Source organism: Streptomyces sp. P3 (assembly GCF_003032475.1).
Lineage (GTDB): Bacteria > Actinomycetota > Actinomycetes > Streptomycetales > Streptomycetaceae > Streptomyces.
In genome coordinates, this window is sequence record NZ_CP028369.1 from 6,804,366 (window position 1) to 6,822,453 (window position 18,088).

Annotated in this window: 17 protein-coding genes and 2 pseudogenes; 5 read left to right on the forward strand and 14 right to left on the reverse strand. The window is 70.6% G+C overall.

What is annotated here, in order from left to right:
- Nucleotides 1–2: 2 nt before the first annotated feature.
- The 8 genes from C6376_RS29850 to C6376_RS29880 form a co-directional block, all read right to left on the reverse strand.
- Nucleotides 3–713: a phosphoadenylyl-sulfate reductase gene (locus C6376_RS29850; RefSeq protein WP_107446255.1), complete on the reverse strand. Its 711-nt coding sequence runs from the start codon at nucleotides 711–713 to the stop codon at nucleotides 3–5.
- Nucleotides 710–898: a hypothetical protein gene (locus C6376_RS29855; protein WP_107446256.1), complete on the reverse strand. Its 189-nt coding sequence runs from the start codon at nucleotides 896–898 to the stop codon at nucleotides 710–712. The genes C6376_RS29850 and C6376_RS29855 overlap by 4 nt, the downstream gene beginning before the upstream one ends.
- On the reverse strand, nucleotides 895–2,592 hold the full coding sequence (locus C6376_RS29860) for a nitrite/sulfite reductase (protein WP_107446257.1): 1,698 nt from the start codon (nucleotides 2,590–2,592) through the stop codon (nucleotides 895–897). Before C6376_RS29860 ends, C6376_RS29855 begins: the two co-directional genes overlap by 4 nt.
- 173 nt (nucleotides 2,593–2,765) lie before the next feature.
- Entirely contained in the window at nucleotides 2,766–2,849 is an 84-nt protein-coding gene (locus C6376_RS46500; protein WP_309486338.1) for a putative leader peptide, read from the reverse strand.
- Nucleotides 2,850–3,013: 164 nt separating this feature from the next.
- The gene (locus C6376_RS29865; RefSeq protein ID WP_107446258.1) at nucleotides 3,014–3,586 is read right to left on the reverse strand and encodes a GNAT family N-acetyltransferase; all 573 of its coding nucleotides are present in this window, start codon (nucleotides 3,584–3,586) and stop codon (nucleotides 3,014–3,016) included.
- 16 nt (nucleotides 3,587–3,602) lie between these two features.
- Nucleotides 3,603–4,919, reverse strand: a complete 1,317-nt coding sequence (locus C6376_RS29870; RefSeq protein ID WP_107446259.1) for a hypothetical protein — start codon at nucleotides 4,917–4,919, stop codon at nucleotides 3,603–3,605.
- A gap of 166 nt (nucleotides 4,920–5,085) precedes the next feature.
- A complete protein-coding gene (locus C6376_RS29875; RefSeq protein WP_173985760.1) occupies nucleotides 5,086–6,363 on the reverse strand; it encodes a helix-turn-helix domain-containing protein in 1,278 nt (425 codons plus the stop codon).
- A gap of 322 nt (nucleotides 6,364–6,685) precedes the next feature.
- On the reverse strand, nucleotides 6,686–8,335 hold the full coding sequence (locus C6376_RS29880) for an acyl-CoA dehydrogenase family protein (protein WP_107446261.1): 1,650 nt from the start codon (nucleotides 8,333–8,335) through the stop codon (nucleotides 6,686–6,688).
- 123 nt (nucleotides 8,336–8,458) lie between these two features.
- Here C6376_RS29880 and C6376_RS29885 point away from each other — a divergent pair, with 123 nt between their 5' ends.
- Nucleotides 8,459–9,838: a YihY/virulence factor BrkB family protein gene (locus tag C6376_RS29885; protein ID WP_254076120.1), complete on the forward strand. Its 1,380-nt coding sequence runs from the start codon at nucleotides 8,459–8,461 to the stop codon at nucleotides 9,836–9,838.
- Nucleotides 9,839–9,854: 16 nt separating this feature from the next.
- On the opposite strand, the gene C6376_RS46505 is transcribed toward C6376_RS29885, so the two are convergent.
- Both C6376_RS46505 and C6376_RS46510 read right to left on the reverse strand, forming a co-directional pair.
- Nucleotides 9,855–9,986, reverse strand: a complete 132-nt coding sequence (locus C6376_RS46505; RefSeq protein ID WP_319596763.1) for a hypothetical protein — start codon at nucleotides 9,984–9,986, stop codon at nucleotides 9,855–9,857.
- Between the two features lie 136 nt (nucleotides 9,987–10,122).
- Nucleotides 10,123–10,593, reverse strand: coding sequence for a hypothetical protein (locus C6376_RS46510; RefSeq protein ID WP_367881058.1), 471 nt, complete (start codon nucleotides 10,591–10,593; stop codon nucleotides 10,123–10,125).
- A 108-nt stretch (nucleotides 10,594–10,701) separates the two neighbouring features.
- Here C6376_RS46510 and C6376_RS45595 point away from each other — a divergent pair.
- Both C6376_RS45595 and C6376_RS29900 read left to right on the forward strand, forming a co-directional pair.
- Nucleotides 10,702–10,844 (forward strand): annotated as a pseudogene (locus C6376_RS45595) (AraC family transcriptional regulator); the annotation flags it as partial.
- A gap of 98 nt (nucleotides 10,845–10,942) precedes the next feature.
- On the forward strand, nucleotides 10,943–11,743 hold the full coding sequence (locus C6376_RS29900) for a helix-turn-helix domain-containing protein (RefSeq protein WP_107446262.1): 801 nt from the start codon (nucleotides 10,943–10,945) through the stop codon (nucleotides 11,741–11,743).
- 138 nt (nucleotides 11,744–11,881) lie between these two features.
- Here the strand turns inward: C6376_RS29900 and C6376_RS29905 are convergent, their stop codons facing one another.
- Nucleotides 11,882–12,277, reverse strand: coding sequence for a VOC family protein (locus C6376_RS29905; protein ID WP_107446263.1), 396 nt, complete (start codon nucleotides 12,275–12,277; stop codon nucleotides 11,882–11,884).
- 113 nt (nucleotides 12,278–12,390) lie between these two features.
- On the opposite strand from C6376_RS29905, the pseudogene C6376_RS29910 reads away from it, so the two are divergent.
- A pseudogene (locus tag C6376_RS29910) lies at nucleotides 12,391–12,902 on the forward strand (ThuA domain-containing protein); the annotation flags it as partial.
- Nucleotides 12,903–13,119: 217 nt separating this feature from the next.
- On the forward strand, nucleotides 13,120–14,055 hold the full coding sequence (locus C6376_RS29915) for an oxaloacetate decarboxylase (protein WP_107446264.1): 936 nt from the start codon (nucleotides 13,120–13,122) through the stop codon (nucleotides 14,053–14,055).
- A gap of 142 nt (nucleotides 14,056–14,197) precedes the next feature.
- On the opposite strand, the gene C6376_RS29920 is transcribed toward C6376_RS29915, so the two are convergent.
- The 3 genes from C6376_RS29920 to C6376_RS29930 form a co-directional block, all read right to left on the reverse strand.
- The gene (locus C6376_RS29920; RefSeq protein ID WP_107446265.1) at nucleotides 14,198–15,253 is read right to left on the reverse strand and encodes a LacI family DNA-binding transcriptional regulator; all 1,056 of its coding nucleotides are present in this window, start codon (nucleotides 15,251–15,253) and stop codon (nucleotides 14,198–14,200) included.
- A gap of 356 nt (nucleotides 15,254–15,609) precedes the next feature.
- The gene (locus tag C6376_RS29925; protein ID WP_107446266.1) at nucleotides 15,610–16,704 is read right to left on the reverse strand and encodes a LacI family DNA-binding transcriptional regulator; all 1,095 of its coding nucleotides are present in this window, start codon (nucleotides 16,702–16,704) and stop codon (nucleotides 15,610–15,612) included.
- 209 nt (nucleotides 16,705–16,913) lie between these two features.
- Nucleotides 16,914–17,927: a hydroxyacid dehydrogenase gene (locus C6376_RS29930; RefSeq protein ID WP_107446267.1), complete on the reverse strand. Its 1,014-nt coding sequence runs from the start codon at nucleotides 17,925–17,927 to the stop codon at nucleotides 16,914–16,916.
- Between the last annotated feature and the right edge of the window lie 161 nt (nucleotides 17,928–18,088).

Sequence of the window (18,088 nt, forward strand, 5' to 3'; positions counted from 1 at the left end):
GGTCAGCCGTGCAGTCCGCACTCGGTCTTCCCGCGTCCCGCCCAGCGCCCGGCGCGCGCGTCCTCGCCCTCGAGGACCCGGCGGGTGCACGGGGCGCAGCCGACGGAGGTGTAGCCGTCCATCAGCAGGGGGTTGGACAGTACGCCGTGCTCCGTGATGTAGGCGTCGACGTCGTCCTGGGTCCAGCGGGCGATCGGCGAGATCTTGACCTTCTGGCGCTTGTCGTCCCAGCCGACGACCGGGGTGTTCGCCCGGGTCGGCGACTCGTCGCGCCGCAGCCCGGTGGCCCAGGCGCGGTAGCCGTGCAGCCCCTCCTCCAGCGGCTGCACCTTGCGCATCCTGCAGCACAGGTCGGGATCGCGGTCGTGCAACTTCGGCCCGAACTCGGCGTCCTGCTCGGCCACCGTCTGGCGCGGGGTGAGCGTGATGACGTTGACGTCCATCACGGCCTCGACCGCGTCCCGGGTGCCGATGGTCTCGGGGAAGTGGTAACCGGTGTCGAGGAACACCACGTCCACGCCCCCCAGGACGCGGGACGCGAGGTGCGCGACCACGGCGTCCTCCATGGAGGACGTCACACAGAACTGCCTGCCGAAGGTGTCCACCGCCCACCGCAGGATCTCGAGCGCCGACGCGTCCTCGAGGTCGCGGCCCGCCTGCTCGGCCAGCGCCTTCAACTCGTCGGTCGTACGGCCTTCCTGAAGCGTCGTCATATCCGGTCCCCTCCCGTTTCGGTGCGCTGAACGCCTCGGGACAGCAGCCCGAGGAACTTCAGCTGGAATGCGCGGTTGCACGCCGCGCATTCCCAGGCGCCGTGGCCGCCCTGTGCGGCCTCGCTCGGACGCAGGTCCTCGTCGCCGCAGTAGGGGCAGTGGAAAGGGGCGGCCCGCTCACTCATGACAGGGCCTCCTCGGTGGCGCGCGCGGCCCAGGCGGCGAACCGCTCGCCGTCCTCGCGCTCGTCCTGGAATCGCTTGAGAACGCGTTCCACGTAATCCGGCAGCTCGTCCGAGGTGACCTTCAGACCACGGACCTTGCGGCCGAAACCGGCTTCGAGTCCGAGCGCGCCGCCGAGGTGCACCTGATAGCCCTCGACCTGCTCGCCCCGCTCGTCGAGGACCAGCTGGCCCTTGAGGCCGATGTCCGCGACCTGGATGCGGGCGCAGGCGTTCGGGCAGCCGTTGAGGTTGATGGTGAGGGGCTCGTCGAAGTCCGGCAGGCGGCGCTCCAGCTCGTCGATCAACTGGGAGCCGCGCTGCTTGGTCTCGACGATGGCCAGCTTGCAGAACTCGATGCCGGTGCAGGCCATGGTGCCGCGCCGGAACGTCGACGGCCGGGCCGTCAGGTCCAGCGCCTCCAGGCCCTCGACGAGCGACGCGACCTGCGCCTCCTCGACGTCGAGGACGATCATCTTCTGCTCGACGGTGGTCCGGACGCGGCCCGAGCCGTGTGCCTCCGCGAGCTCCGCGATCTTCGTCAGGGTCGTGCCGTCCACCCGGCCGACACGCGGTGCGAAACCGACGTAGAAACGGCCGTCCCGCTGCCGGTGCACGCCGACGTGGTCGCGCCAGCGGTCCACCGGCTGGTCCGGGGCCGGGCCGTCGACCAGCTTGCGCTGCAGGTACTCGTCCTCCAGCACCTGCCGGAACTTCTCCGCTCCCCAGTCGGCGACCAGGAACTTCAGACGGGCGCGGGTGCGCAGACGCCGGTAGCCGTAGTCACGGAAGATCGACAGCACACCCTCGTAGACGTCCGGGACCTCGTCCTGCGGTACCCAGGCGCCCAGCCGCACGCCCAGCTTGGGGTTGGTGGACAGCCCGCCGCCGACCCACAGGTCGAAGCCCGGCCCGTACTCGGGGTGGCGGACGCCGACGAACGCGACGTCGTTGATCTCGTGGACCACGTCCAGCACGGGGGAGCCCGAGATGGCCGTCTTGAACTTCCGCGGCAGGTTCGAGTACGCCTTGTTCCCGAGGACGCGGCGCTTGATCTCCTCCAGCGCCGGGGTGCCGTCGATGATCTCGTCCTCGGCGATGCCGGCGACGGGGGAGCCGATCATCACACGAGGGGTGTCGCCGCACGCGGTGACCGTGGACAGGCCCACCGCCTCCAGGCGGTTCCAGATCTCGGGCACGTCCTCGATGCGGATCCAGTGGTACTGCACGTTCTGCCGGTCGGTGAGGTCGGCGGTGCCCCGCGCGAACTCCTGCGAGATCTCGCCGACGACCCTCAGCTGCTGTGTGGTGAGCGCACCGCCGTCGATGCGCACGCGCAGCATGAAGTACTTGTCGTCCAGCTCCTCCGGCTCCAGGATCGCGGTCTTGCCGCCGTCGATTCCGGGCTTGCGCTGGGTGTACAGACCCCACCAGCGCATCCTGCCGCGCAGATCGTTGGGGTCGATCGAGTCGAAGCCCCGCTTGGAGTAGATCGTCTCAATGCGTGTCCGCACATTGAGACCGTCGTCATCCTTCTTGAACTGCTCGTTGCCGTTGAGCGGGGTGTGGTGCCCCGCGGCCCACTGGCCCTCGCCGCGGTGACGGCTCACCTTGCGGCGGGGAGTCGCGGCTGCAGGCTTCTGCGGGGTGGCGGCCATGGTTGATACGTCCTTCGGGACAGCAGCGGAAGGTGTCGGCGCGCAGCGCCGTCCGGCGGTGGTCGGGTGACGGGGCGAGAGGCTCTGACCTGCGCGCACGGGCGCACAGGGACCATACGCGTCATTGCGCAGGGGGGAGGCTGTACTCGGATGTCGGGCGGAGCTGCGGCTCGTCAGCTCGCCGGACAGATGGCGCTGGACATGCGGCCGAGGTCGACGTGCCGCCGACTCACCAAGGCAATTCCAGTTCCGGACATGGCGAAAGCGTGTCACGGCGATCTGGACACAGTCCAGCTTCGTCCGCGATGCGGACACCCTTGTCCCGAAATGCGAGACAAGGGTGTCGTCTGTCACATGACGTGCGAGATCTCTTGTGCGCGCAGGTCACCGTGAGGAGGAAACAGCCGGGGGAAACAGCGGTTCAGACGGGGAACGCTCCCGGCCAGGGACCCGGCGCCGACACCTCGGGCTGTTCCTCGACCCTCGTGTCGAACAGCGTGAAACCGCGTCGCCGATAGTTCTCCATCGCGTGCTCGCCGTCCAGGCTGCAGGTGTGCAGCCACACCCGCTTGGTCTGCGGCAGCCCCGGCCAGCGGTCGGTCAGATCCCACGCCCGGGCGGCGCCGTACGACAGCAGGTGCCCGCCGATCCGCCGCCCGCGGAAAGCCGGCAGCAAACCGAAGTACACGATTTCGACGACCCCGTCGTCCTGCGGCTCCAGCTCCACGTACCCGGCCGGCGTGCCCCGCTCGTAGGCGACCCAGGTCTCCACCCCGGGACGCTCCAGATGCTCGCGCCACTGCGCGTACGTCCAGCGCAGCCGGTCGATCCAGCGAATGTCCCCGCCGACGGACGCGTACAGGAAACGGCTGAACTCGGGGGAGGGGACCTCGGAGCGGACGATCCGGACGCCGCCCTCGGGCGCGGCGGCCGGGAGGAGGTCGCCGGGACCGGTCTGCTCCAGCGACCAGGTGGTCACGGGGATGTTCGTCATGCCCGTCAGGGAATCATCACTGCGACATTCTGTCGATCGAGGCCAAGGGCAGCGCGAACAGCGCCCGGCCCGACTGTGCCCAGACCTCGCCGGTCGCAGCCCAGTACGAGAGGGACTCCGTCTGCGTGCTCCAGCAGTCGTGCCGGTCCGCCGCGCCGCACACCGCGGCGCCCGGGCCGCCGTCCGCGCCGCGTTCGCCGTCCGGGCTCTGCCGCCACAGTGTTCCGTGCTCGTCGTGCGGGCCCGCGCCGCGGGTCACGTACCACCGCGCGTCCCAGGACAGCACGCCGTGCACCCCCGTGACCTTCGTCGTGTAGGCCTCGGACGCCGTCACCCGCCCGTTCGGACCGGCGGCGAGCAGACCCGCGTGGCCGGACGCGGTGCTGAACGGATAGCGCCACAGCCGGGCGCCGCGGTCGCCGTCGTCGAGCGTCCACTCCCCGGCGACCAGACTGTCCGGCGCGGTGCTGCGGTCGAGGGAGACGGTCGAGGGACGCGGCGCGCCCGAGCCGCCGCTCAGCTCGTAGGAGCCGACGGCCGGAAGCACGAAACCGTACCCGTGCGCCGACCAGCCGCCCGGCACCCGGCCCACCGCGTCGGCGGCGACCGTGGTGCGCTGGACGCGGTTCATGTCGTACACGTACAGCGCGGACCGGTCCCCGTCGTCCGCGGTGACCAGCAGTTTGTCCTGGTACCAGACCATGCCGGAGACGTGCGAGACCAGTCCGCGGTAGTCCCGGCCGCCGTCCACGGGGACGGCGAGCAGAGCCCAGGTGTAGGAGAGGTGGCCGAGATCGGCGGCGTCGACGAAGCCGACCCGGGCCAGGCCCCGGTCCGCCGCAGCGCCGCCGCTGCGCGACCAGCCGGAGAGGATCACCCGGTTCGAGCCCCACACGCCGTCGTCGTCCGCGTCCCCCGACGTGGTGACCGCGCCCGGCCGCCAGCCCGCCGTGTCGTCGGTGTTCCAGCAGTACGCGCGCGTCGCCGTGGGGGAGACGGGCAGGGCACGGCGCTCGGCGGGCGAGCAGTCGACGGCGTCCCGCAGGGTGCGGTCGGCGCCGTCCAGCACCGCGCCGACACCGACCGGGCGGCCCATCCCTGCCGCGAGCCGGTCCAGGGAGGCCTGGGGCACCATGTTCTCCGTCAGCCGCAGCCCGGCGACCTCGGACGCGGAGGTGAGCGGCTTCAGGTCCCCCGGGCCGTCGTGGGTGACCGTCGCCTGGGAAGCGCTGATCACGGTGGCGGTGGCGGTGAGGGCGAGAGCGGTTCCGGACAGAAACGCCCGCAGTGCCCTGCCGCGCCTGCGCCGGCGGTGTCGGCCGCGCTGTCTCATTCGCCCTCCCGAGGCGGGCCAACTGCGCCTGATGATCCATACGTTGACAGAGGAGCAGGTGGGGTGACCCGTAAAGCGATGCTACGGCAGTCAGCCGCCCCGGAGGACGAAGTCCGCGCAAATATGCGGAAGACGTTGTCGGAAGAACGCGGATGAATCACCATTGCTACGGTGACGGCGTTCTGTTTCTGACCACCGTCGGCGCGGTCGAGTGGGGCAACAGCCCCGCAGGATCGGCGGGCAGAAGCACGTCGACCTCGGCGTCCTCGCAGAAACGATACGGCCGGTGTTCCAGAAATCCCCCCAGATAACGCCGCACCCGGGACATCTCCGCCCGCACCGTCACCGTACGGTCCGAGTCGCCGAACATGTCCTGCGCGAGCTCCGCCGCACTGCGCCCGCCGCGCTGCGTCGCCAGCAGATACAGCAATTCCGCGTGCCGGGGACTGAGTTCGTGGGACCACGAGCCCGCGTCCCCCGACACCGTCACCGACCAGCGCCGGGCTCTGGTCAGGTCCAGCACGATCCGGCTCGCACCGCTCGGCGGCCGCCCGGCCGCCTCGTCCACCGACCGCACCAGCCAACCCCCGGCCAACGGCTCGAGAGTGCACAGCCCCAGCGCCGGCAGCCATCGACGCCCCGGGGAAGGCGACTTGGGGAGCGCGATCCGGCTCGTGTACGGCATCCCGGTCACCGCGGCCGTCCATCCCTCGCCGTCGACCGCCGCGGCCCGGCCGCCGATCCGGGCCAGCGCCGGCGCCGCCACCGCGCGCAGCCGCTCCAGCGAACCGAGATGCTGCTCCCGCAGCCTGGACTCGGCGAGCTTCGCCACCGAGTCGACCCACGCGAGGGTGGCCGGGTGCATCGTCTCCAGCGGCCCACTGACGTCGACGACACCCAGCAGTCGGCCGTTGCGCGGATCGGTGATCGGCGCACCCGCGCAGGTCCAGGCGGCGTGCGAGCGCACGAAATGCTCGGCGGCGAACACCTGCACGGGCCGGCGCACCACCGCCGGCGTGCCCACCCCGTTGGTGCCCACCACCGCCTCGCCCCAGTCCGCGCCCAGTTCGAAGCCGAGCCCGTCGGCCTTGCGCAGCACCGGGCCGCAGCCCTCGCGCCACAGCACCCGGCCCTCCCCGTCGGCGACCACCATGATGTGGTGAGCGACGTCCGCGACCGACAGCAACCCCTCCCGCAGCACCGGCAACACCTCACGCAGCGGCGATTCCTCGCGCCGCCGCCGCACCTCGTCGGCGCTGAGCAGCCCCGCCCGGACATCACGCTCCGGATCGACGCCACTGCGCAGCAGACGCTCCCAGGACTGCTCGATCACCGGACGCGGGGCGACACGCACCCGCTGGCCGGCCAGCCGGGCGTCACGGACCTCGTTGAGCACCCGCGCCGCGCGCGCGGCGTCGACGGCCGCGAGCTGCGGCACGTTCATCGGCGGCATCGCCACTGGGCCTCCCGGGTTGGACACAGGCTGACAACCGGTTGTCAAGCGCCTGTGCCGACTGTTTCCGGTCTTACTGGAACCCTCCCATCTTGCCGTCCACCCGTGACGGAGGGGCATACTCCGGTCACAACCATCGACAAGTTGCAACCCCCTGCAACCCTGGTGCACGTCCACAGGTTGTTTGAAACTTGAGCCACGCCGTCCCGAGCGGCGATTCTGGCCTCGCAGGGCCATTGCGGCGGGGGTGGTGCCGTGTCGGCGCAGCACCACCCCCGCTTCCTGTTCCCGTGGTTTTCCCAAGGCCGGGGCGTCACTCCCGGGGAGCGGCCCGCTCGACGAGCGCCGCCAGGTCCAGGCTGTGCGGCAACGTCCCGAAAGCCGCACCCCCGTCCCCGCCCAGCCGCGAGGCGCAGAACGCGTCTGCCACCCCGGGCGGCGCGAACCGCACCAGCAGCGATCCCTGGAGCACCAGGGCGAACCGCTCCGTCAACCGCCGGGCTCGCCCCTCGACCCCGTCCAGATCGGCGAGGTCCGTCAGCAGATCCTTGATCGCGCCGTCCAGCCGGTGGTCGGCCCCCCGCGCCAGGCCCACCTCGTGGAGGTAGGCGTTCAACGCCTGCGGTTCGCGCCGCAGCGCCCGCAGCACATCCAGCGCCTGGACGTTGCCCGCGCCCTCCCAGATCGAGTTCAGCGGCGACTCCCGCACCAGCCGGGGCATCCCCGACTCCTCCGCGTAACCGTTTCCGCCGAGGCATTCCGACGCCTCCACCGCCACCGGAGCGCAGCGCTTGGTCACCCAGTACTTGGCCGCCGGAACAGCGATCCGAAGAAACGCCCGCTCCTGCTCGCCCCCGTCGTCGCAGGCCGCCGCGAGCCGCAGCGCGAGCGTGGTCGCGGCCTCCGACTCCAGCGCCAGATCCGCCAGCACATTGCGCATCAGCGGCTTGTCCACGAGCTTGCCGCCGAACGCCGCGCGATGGGAACAGTGGTGGATCGCCTGCGCCACCGCCTGCCGCATCAGCCCCGCCGACCCCAGCACACAGTCCAGCCGGGTCGCCGCCACCATGTCGATGATGGTCCGCACCCCGCGCCCCTCCTCGCCGACCCGGCGCGCCCACGTCCCGTCGAACTCGACCTCGGCGGAGGCGTTGGACCGGTTGCCCAGCTTGTCCTTCAACCGCTGGAGACGGAAAACGTTCCGGGAACCGTCCTCGAGAACGCGCGGAACGAGGAAACACGTCAGCCCGCCGTCGCCCCCGCCGGGGGCCGTCCGCGCCAGCACCAGGAAACCGTCCGACATCGGTGCGGAACAGAACCACTTGTGCCCGGTCAGCTCGTAGGCCCCGTCCTCGGCGAGCGGAGCGGCGACCGTCGTGATCGCCCGGACGTCGCTGCCGCCCTGTTTCTCCGTCATCCCCATGCCGAACAACACACCGGCCTTCAACCGGGCCGGCCGCAGCCCGCGGTCGTAGACCGTGGACGTCAGCCGGGGCTCCCACTCGGCGGCCAGCACCGGGTCGGTGCGCAGCGCGGGCACGGCCGCATGGGTCATCGACAGCGGACAACAGTTGCCCGCATCGACCTGCGTCCACACCAGGAACCCCGCCGCCCGCCGCACATGCCCGCCCGGCCGCCCCCACGCCCCGGTCAGCCCGGCGCCCACCCCCTTGCCGAGCAGCCGATGCCACGCCGGATGGAAGTCGACCTCGTCGATCCGGTGCCCGTGACGGTCATACGCACGAAGTTTCGGAGGATGGGCGTCGGCCTGCGCCGCCCACTCCTGCAGTTGCGCGGACCCCGCCGCCCGCCCGAGCGCCGACAATTCGCCGCGCACCTCGTCGAGCAGCCCCGGATCCAGGTGCCGTTCGACGGCCGTCACCAGCGCCTGGTCTGCGCCGTAGACGTCGTATCCGGTCAGGGGCGGGGGCTGGTTGGTCACCGTGTGCGTGCTGCCTGCCATGGCCCGAACCTACCCCCGGGTACCGCGGTCATGACCGTCAGCGGCCCGCGCGCCGCTCCCCGACCCGGTGAAGAGGCCTTGCCGGGGGTGAGTGCAGCCCCGAACGGCGGATACCTTTAGGGCGTGCAGCCAGCAAGTCAGTCACCCGAGCAACCCGGGAGCCCCGAGGGGCGTCTCCACCGGGCGCGTGCCCTTTACCGGAACGTCTCCAAGCGGCGGACCGCCTGGCTGCTGTTGAAGGACACCGTCAACTCCTGCATCGAGTACCGCATTCTCGGTCTCGCCGCAGAAGCCGCTTTCTTCACGTTGCTCTCGGTCCCTCCGCTGCTCCTGAGCCTCATCGGTCTGCTCGGCTACGTCGACGACTGGACCGGCACCGACACCATCACCAGCCTAGAGGCCAACCTCCTCGACGCCTCCCGCACGGTCCTGTCCGACAAGGGCGTCCGGCAGATCGCGCAGCCGATCCTCGACGACGTCATGACGGGCGGCCGTCCCGACGTCATCTCCATAGGGTTCCTGTTCGCGCTGTGGTCCGGCTCGCGCGCGGTGAACGTCTTCATCGACACCATCACCGTCATGTACGGCCTCGACGGCGTCCGCGGCATCGTCAAGACCCGGCTGGTCGCCTTCCTGCTGTTCGTCGGAGCCCTGCTGATCGGCTCGGTCGCGCTGCCTTTGATGGTCGCCGGACCGGACGCGGTCGTCCGCATCGTCCCCTGGTCGACTACCGTCGTACAGGTCCTGTACTGGCCGGTGGTGATCGTCCTGTCCATCGCGTTCCTGACCACGCTCTACCACGTCTCCGTGCCCGTCCGGTCGCCGTGGATCGAGGACGTCCCCGGCGCCCTCGTCGCCCTCGCCATGTGGGTGCTCGGCAGTTTCCTCCTGCGTATCTACCTGACGAGCACCATCGAGGGCGCCACCATCTACGGCTCTCTCGCCGCCGCCGTCGCCGTCCTGCTGTGGATCGGGGTGTCCGCGTTCGCGGTACTGGTGGGCGCCGCCGTCAACGCCGCCATCGACCGGGTCTGGCCGGCCGCCGCGACCGCCGCCGCCCGCGCGGCCAACGAACGACTGCGCCAGGAGGAGGCCGCGGAATACGTCGCCCGCATGGCCGCGGCCCGTTCCTACGAGGACGACGACCCGGACGATCCCGACATGCCCTCCGAGTTCCCCGAGCGGTGGTCCCGCTTCCTGCCCCCGGAGGACGTGACGGGACGGTTCCGCGCCCATGCGAAGAGCACCGCGAAGGGAAACGGGGTGAACGGGGTGAACGGCGCGAGCAGGGGAAACGACGGCAACGAGGGTGACTGCGCGAGCGGCGGAAACAGCGTGAACACCGGAAACAGCGTGAGCCACGGAAGCAGCGGGAACCCGGCAGACAGCGTGAGCGGCCGAAACAGCACGGACCCGGGAGACAGCGGGTTCGACGGTAACGGCGGAATCAGCGGAGCCAGGGGAACCGGCGGAAACGGTGAGGAACAGCCTCCCCGACGGTGACCTCAGGAGAAAGGCGTTACGACTTCCAGACACCCGTTACCGCCGCCTCCCTCGCGAACTCCTCGGAGTCGCGCGGCTCGCGTCCGAGCACCTCCTGGACGCCCGCCGAGAGACGGGCGTTGTGTCCGTCCAACAGCGACTCGAACAAGCCCCACCAGGAACTCCGTTTCCTCCGGCGGGACTCCGAAACCGGCCGACCGCCCGCCGTACCGGCGCACGTACACCGGCGTCCCATCAGCTCGCGTCCGGCCGCGCGCCCGACCTGTGAAACCGCTTCCCGGACGTCAGCAGCGCGGCCCGGATACATTCAGTGTCCGCCCCGCGTACCGGTCGCCCGCCGTGAACGCCTTCACCACCACGTCGGCGACGCCCCGCAGGTGGACGAACGACTCCTGGACCTCCCCGCCAGGGAACACCAGCTCCCCGCTGTCCCGCAGCCCCTCCACCAGCGGCCCCTCACTGAAGTCCCGCGCGAACCACGCGGCCGCACGACGGTCCAGTCCGCGCCCGACGTCCGCAGCGTCTCCTCGGTCGGCAGTGCCCGCTCCTCCCCCGCGACGACAACAGCACCAGCCGCCGCGACCCCCCAGCACGACCGCCTCCCGGGCCAGCCGTCCGACCGCGCGGACGTGGCCACCGGGGTCGCCCACGTCCGTCGGGTACAGCAGGTACGCCGCGTCTGCGCCCCGCAGGACGTCCGCCCATGTGGAGGCGTCGCACCAGTCGAACCCCTGGGCGCGCGAGGTGCTCCGCACGTCCAGCCTCACCGCCCGCCGGCGCATGCCACCCAACCGCCGGTACGACCTGACGCCACGGTCACCACGACCGTCATGCTCCGGGCCGCGTTGCGAACCGTGCCCCGAGTCTCCGGCCGGCGCCTCGCCCTCGCCGCCGACCGACTGCGCGACCGGGAGGACACCATCGGCGCGATCGCCCGCCAGATCGGTCACCGAACGCGTTCTCCCTGCCCGGCGCCTTCAAGCGGGTGTACGGCGTCAGCCCTCGGAACACCGGACGAGGGCGCATCAGGGGCACGCGGCAAGGGGAGACACGGGCGTTTGACGACGACGAGGCCGTCCCTTCCTGCGACGTAGGCTGCCAAGGGTGTACGCGGAGCGGGCTTCCCGGCTGGCAGGGGCGACGGTATGGACCAATACGCCGTCGGCGTCGAACCGTGCGTTTCCCGTGTTGCCCGACGGCTGCATGGACCTGCTCTACAGCGAGGGCAGGCTGCTGGTCGCCGGACCGGACACCCGGGCTCACATCCTCGACGGTCCGCCGGCGCCCTGGGCGGGCATCCGCTTCTTTCCGGGCGCCGCGCCTCCCCTCCTCGGTGTACCGGCTCACGAACTGCGTGACCGGCGCGTGGAGTTGGCAGACCTGTGGCCGGCTGCCGAGGTGCGGCGGCTGACCGACCGGATCACCACAGCGGCCCAACCGGCCACGGAGCTGGAGTCGTTGGCTCTGGAACGAGCGGCTCCCCCCGACCCGGAACTGCGCCGCCTCGTCGCCGTCCTCGCCGCAGGCCGCTCGGTGGCCGCGACGGCCGACGAGCTCGGCATCGGGGCACGCCGGCTGCACCGTCGTTCGCTCGCCGCCTTCGGCTACGGACCCAAGACGCTGGCCCGGATCCTGCGTCTGCAACGGGCGCTCGCGCTGGCCCGCGAGGGCATGCCCCGCGCGGCCACGGCGGCCCGCACCGGATACGCCGACCAAGCCCACCTGGCCCGGGAGGTGCGGGAGTTCACCGGCCTCACGCTGGGAGACCTGCTGCTGCGCCGACGGCGACCGATGGCGATGCCGCAGCCCTGCCCTGCCGACCCGGTGCATCGGGCACGGCCGGCCGAACCACCGGACGGCCCGTCCGGGCGGGCACATGATCCCGCAGGACGGGGGGCCCGGTGAAAGTCATGGTGATCGGGTGGGACACCTCTGGTGGGCCGGTGGGATGGGCCTGGTGGTCCGGTGGATGAGGGGGGCTGCGAGTCGGCCCGAGCGGGTCCGGCGCCGTCCGTTACGGCGGCGGCGATCGGGAGTCCGGGCCTACTGACCCAGTGGTGCGAAGAGGTCGACGCCGTTGCCGTCCGGGTCGTGCACGACGGCGTACCGTTGGCCCCAGAAGGCGTCCCAGGGCTTCAGCTCGCCCGGGTGGCCGGCGCCCACCAGTTCCGCGTACACCGTGTCGACCTCTTGCGGGGTGTCACAGCGCAGCGCGAGCGACGCCCGGCCGCCCCCTGACGGCGCCTGCCACTGCGGATGGAACGAACGGACCGTGCTCTCGGTGTCCAGCAGCAGCCGCATCCCACCCGGCAGTTCGGCCTCGGTGTGCGGCTGCTCTTCTGCGTCTTCGGGGAAGACGAACCCCAGCCGGCGGTAGAAGGTGACGGAGGCGGCCATGTCGGATACGACCAAGCCGATGGCATCGAATCGTGGACTCATGAGGCCACGGTAGGCAAGGTCGCCCCTGGTGGTCTTGAAAGAAACGGACACGTCGCAGCGGAGACGCCACAGGCACGTCGGGACAGGAACGTCAGAACGGGCACGTCGGAACGGACGGGTACGCGGCCGTGGTCTTCCTCACCACCAGCGGTGAGGTGCTCACCCGGGGTGGGCGGGGCCGGCTCCGCGGGTACATCGAAGCGGGCGGCGGATTCGTCGGCGTGCACGCCGCGGCGTGCACCGAATACGACTGGCCGTACTACGGTGAACTCCTCGGGGTCCGCTTCGCCCGGCATCCGGACCATCAGCCCGGTACGGCGGTGGTCGAGGACCACGACCATCCCGCCCCCCCCGTTCCCTGCCGGCCGTCCGGGACTTCACCGACGAGTGGTACGACTTCCGCTCCAACCCCCGCACACGGGTGCACGTCCTCGTCACCGCCGACGAGACGTCGTACGAGGGCGGCGGGATGGGCGCCGACCATCCACTGGCGTGGTGCCGTGAACAGGGCCGAGGGCGGGTCTTCTGCACCGCTCTCGGCCACGCGGCCGAGGCCTACCGCAACCCCGACTTCCTGGCACACCGGCGAGGCGGACTCCTGTGGGCGGCCGGGATGCGGAGCTGAGTGCCGGGCTGCTGGGGTGGGCGGCGCTGAACCGCGTGCGGCGAACCGAGTCTCCAGTGACGTTTCTTCGGTGAACCGCTTGCGCCATCGGAGTGAGTGAGAACGGCACCGAGGCCGGACTTCTGGCTCGACACGGACATCCTCTTGTTTCGGAAATCTGTTCCGAAACGCCTTGCGGAGATCGTTTCGGAAAAGGGATGTCAGGAGGAGCCGTACGTTGACTCACGGGACCAAGCTGCGGGACCGGATCGCCGGTCCGGGAACGACTCCGTTGATCGGCGTGTACGACATGTACTCGGCGTCGATCGCGGCGCAGCACTACGACGGGATGTTCGTCTCCGGTTTCGGCTTCGCGGCCTCGTACTACGGACTGCCGGACATCGGTTTCATCGCATGGCCGGACATGATGGCTTTTGTGCAACGGTTGCGGGGTGCGTTCCCGACGCACCATCTGCTCGTCGACATCGACGACGGTTACGTCGACCCGGAGGTCGCCTGCCACGTGGTGGCGGGACTGGAACGGATCGGAGCGTCCGGCGTCATCCTGGAGGACCAGAAACGGCCGCGCCGGTGCGGGCACGCCGACGGCAAGCAGGTGCTGCCGTTGCGCGAATATCTCGCCAAGTTGCAGATGGTGCTGGCCACCCGCCAGGACCTGGTGGTGGTCGCCCGCACCGACGCAACCGAGGAGGACGACATCCTGCACCGCGCCGCGTCCCTCGCCGCGACGGACGCGGACATGGTCCTGGTCGACGGTGTCCGCAGTGTGGAGTGGATCCGCCGGATCCGCGCCGTGGTCGGGGACAAGCCGCTGCTCTTCAACCAGATCGCCGGCGGCAAGTCGCCCCGGCTCTCCTTGGGTGAGCTCTCGGACCTCGGTGTGAACGTTGCCATCTACAGCACTCCGTGTCTGTTCGCTGCCCATGAGGCCGTGCACTCCGCCCTCGCCGAACTGCAGCGGACGGACGGCCGACTGCCGGTGTCCGACGCCGTGCACGGCGTGGGCGTGGCAACCGCCACCCGCCTGCTGGAAGGCAACATCGCGCACCGCCGCCCCGCCTCGGGAGACGCGTCGCACAGCGGAGAATCGGAGAGGACCAGGGGCGACCTGCGGGAAGAGGTGAACGCGGGGGCCGGACGACGGCCCCGGTAGCAGCATCGGACCGACCGACGCGCAGGGGCCGCGTGAGCGCGTGGACATGCCGGGTGGGGGCCGGGAGTGCGGGGTGAGCACCAGAACAGCGCGGACCGGGCGGGCATCGGGTGGAGATCGGCGCGCCTGACGGGCGAGTCCGTCAGCCCGGCGGCGACGCCGTACTCGCCCGTGGGACAAGTCGCGTGGACAGTTCCGTTCGAGTTCCTTCCGGGTGCTCTCCGTCCATCATCCGCACCAGCAACCGCAGGGCCGTAGCCGCCATTTCCCCCAGCGGCTGTCGGACGGTGGTGAGGGCGGGGGTCGTCCAGCGGGACTCCGGCAGATCGTCGAAACCGACCACGCTGATGTCGTACGGAACTCGCAACCCCCGTTCGGCCAGCGCCTGGTAGACCCCCAGAGCCATGCGGTCGGAACAGACGAAGACGGCCGTCGGCGGCGTACGCAGATCCAGTAATTCGTGTGTGTGGCGGTGAGCGACGGACTCGTCGAAGTCGCCGTTGCGAAGGTATTCGGAGCGGTGTGCGACTCCGGCCGACGCCAGCGCGGAGCGGTAGCCGGCCACTCTGGCGCTGCTGCACATCCGGCGGCGCGGTCCGGCGATCACGGCGATGCGCTCGTGCCCGAGCTCCAGCAGGTGTTGGGTCGCCGTCACCCCGCCCTGCCAGTTCGCCGCGCCGACCGAGACCACCTCGGGCGGCGGCTCGACCACCGGGTCGATCATCACGAACGGGATGCGGTGCTGCTCCAACCAGGCGTACTGAGAGCCCGTCAACTCGGCCAGATTGAACAGGACTCCGGCGGAACCTCTCGCCGTCAGCTTGTCGAGCCAGCCGCGCTGCGGACGGCCGGCGCGGGTGCGGGACAGCGCCGCCGACACGACGACGTCCAGGTTCGCGTCGTACGCCGCCTCCTCCACGCCGTGCAGCACCGCGCCCGACCACGAGCTGTCCAGCGAGTGCACGACGAGATCGACCAGCCGGGTCGGCTTTGTCGCGTCGAAGCGCGGTCTGCGGACGTAACCGAGTCGGTCCAGCGCCTCGGTGACCCGGCGTCGGGTCTCGGGAGCGACGTCTTCCCTCCCGTTCACCACCTTGGACGCGGTCGGAACCGACACCCCCGCCTCACGGGCCACGACCGCCAGGGTCGGCCCGGCCGGCACACCCGGACTCGTGCTCGCACTCGCCGTGCGCACCATCGTGAACCACCTCTCCGGCCCGCCCGAAGGCCAGCGAAAGTTCGACCAGCGCCGTTTCGGAGCCGATCCCGAAACAGACGACTCGCAGAAAGCGCTTGCTATATTAAGTGTGGCTCAGCGCGGCGTGAAGACGCCGGGAAACGCGAGATCACGGCGGGTGCCTCCTCGGCCCATCGGCCGGGCGAGCATCTGCGCTTCGGCAACACTGAAGTGCGAAGGGTCCAAGTGCCGGCGCGGGACCGAAACGGCGAGGTCTGTTTCCAGCGACACCGAACAGTTGCCGTAGAGGTGTTGAGCGGTTCGAACGGCGGCGCAACCCGTGTCGAGCAGTGCCGAGGCGCGGCGTTGCCGCGGTTTCAGCGACCTCGTTTCGGCGGCCGCACCGAGCCCCGTACGACGACGTGAGTGCCCAGTACCAGGTGTTCGGCGTCACCTCCCTTGCGTCGGGCGGATGCTCCGGCGCCCTCGCGGCGATCGGCCACCGCGCGCAGGGCGACCCGGCCCATCTCCTCGTACGGCACGTGCACCGTGGTCAGTTGGGGAGTGAGCTGCGAGGCCAGGGGGATGTCGTCATAGCCCGTGATCGACACATCGTCCGGCACGCGCAGCCCGGCTGCCCTTACCGCCTGCATGGCGCCTGCGGCGACGATGTCGGTACCGGCGAGCACGGCGGTGAAGTTCGGTGTCTCGTGCAGGGCGGCCTCCACCGCCGCGTACCCGTGCGCGTCGTCGTACGGACCGTGCCGCACCAGCCCCCGGGCGAACGGCACACCGTAGGCCTCGAAGGCCCGTTGAGCCCCCTGCAGTCTGCCCTGCGCCGTGGTCAGTCCGGCGGGGCCCGGCAGGACCAGGACGCGTCTGTGACCGGCCGACAGCAGGTGACTGGTCATGGCGTAGGCGCCGGACTCGTTGTCGTAGTCGACCGTCGTCGCCGGCACGTCACTCTCCAACGGCGGCCTGCCGACCAGGACGAGATGAGAGCCGGCCGCGTCCAGGGACCGTGCGAAGCGGGCCATGCGCAACTGGTACTCGTCGTGGTCGTAGGCGCCGCCGAGCAGGACCACCGCCGCGACGCCCTGCTGGCGCATCATGTTGACCAGGGTGAGCTCGCGTTCGGGATCGTCGCCGGTGGTGCCGACGAGCGAGAGCCAGCCGCGCAGCGTGGCAGCGCCCTCGACCCCCTTCGCCACCTGTGCGAACGCCGCGCCGGTGATGTCGTTGACGAGTATCGCCACAGTCGGGGTTCCGCCCCCGGCCAGGGATCGTGCATGCGCGTTGGTGACGTAGTCCAGGTCGCCGACCACCTGCATCACGCGACTGCGGATGTCGTTGGAGACCGGGTAGTTGCCTGATAGGACCCGAGAAACACTTGCTACGGACACACCCGCTCGATGCGCGACGTCCCTTATCGTCACCCGGCCGGGTTTCCCGGTCGTCCTGCTCTGACTCACGTTGCCGCTCCTTACCGTCGTGGGCGCCATGGCGGACGCCCTGGAGGCCTGGGTCGCGGAGACCTTCGCGGCCTGATCACCGGACGGCCGGTACCGGGCCCCCCGGGGGTTCGGGAACCGTATCCCACTGTTCTTCCAGGTGGACGGGCCTGTGGATAACTTCCGCGCCCCCGGCGACCACCACACGGAAACAGGAAGGAGACCGGCTGTCAGGCAACCCTGGCCAGGTCTGCGCGGCGCACCTCGTGGGCGAGCGGAAGCCCCTCGGCCAGCCGTTCCAGCTCCTCGACGACGATGCCGCCGAGTCGCTCCAGCTCGTTGCCGAGCGACCCGGCGATGTGCGGCGTGAGAAACACGTTCGGCAGTCGGTACAGCGGGGAGTCGGCGGGCAGCGGCTCGGGTTCGGTCACGTCCAGGATCGCGTACAGGCGTCCCGCGACCAGTTCGTCGGTGAGGGCGAGGTGGTCGATGAGCGCGCCGCGCGACGTGTTGATCAGTACACCGTCGTCGCGGATCAGCGCGAGCCGGTCGCGGTCGAGCATGTGCCGGGTCTCCGGAATGTCGGGCGCGTGCAGGCTGACGATGTCGCTGCGCCGCAGCAGTTCCTCCAGGGAGAGCGCCTGTGCGCCGAGTTCAGCGGCCTCGACCGCGTCCACATAGGGGTCGTGCAGGAGGACGTCGAAGCCGTACGGGCGTAGCAGTTCCAGCAGGCGACGCCCCACCCGGGAGGCGCCGATGACGCCGACGCGGCGACCCAGGTTCCCGGTTGCTGCGGTTTCCCGGTGCGTCGGGTGGGCGTGGGTGCGACGGAAGCGCTCACGGTGGACGAAGGTGTCCTTCCCTGCCAGCAGGATCATCGCCAGGGTGTATTCGGCGACCGGGAGGGCGTTTGCGGTGACCGCGCTGGACACCGTCACCCCTCGCCCCCAAAGGTCCTCGCCGGCCAGCGAGCGGACCGAGCCCGCGGCATGCAGGACGCTACGGAGCCGGGGGAAGCCGGCGAGAGCACCCGCATCGAGGCGGGGGCACCCCCAGCCGGTGATCAGGACTTCCGCTTCGGCCAGCAGCGATGCGGCGGCGGGATCGCTGAAGTCCCGTACGACCAGCCCGGGGTCGATGTCGGCCGTCCGTTGCAGCCGGGCCAGGAGCGGCGAGGGGAAGAGCAGGGGGAGGTGCACCGGATCCATCGCGAACACGGCCCTGGGCAGCTGCGCGCTGGGCATGACTCTCCTGAGGTGGAGGTGCGGGAGAAACATTTTCTGAAAGCGCCTTCTACCGTAGGTCTGCCGTCGGGACGCGGTCAATCGGTGGTGTGCGGCACGTCAGATAAGCAAATCTGTGTCATGTAACGTCAGATAATCACCCGAAGGGTGGGTCATCGGCA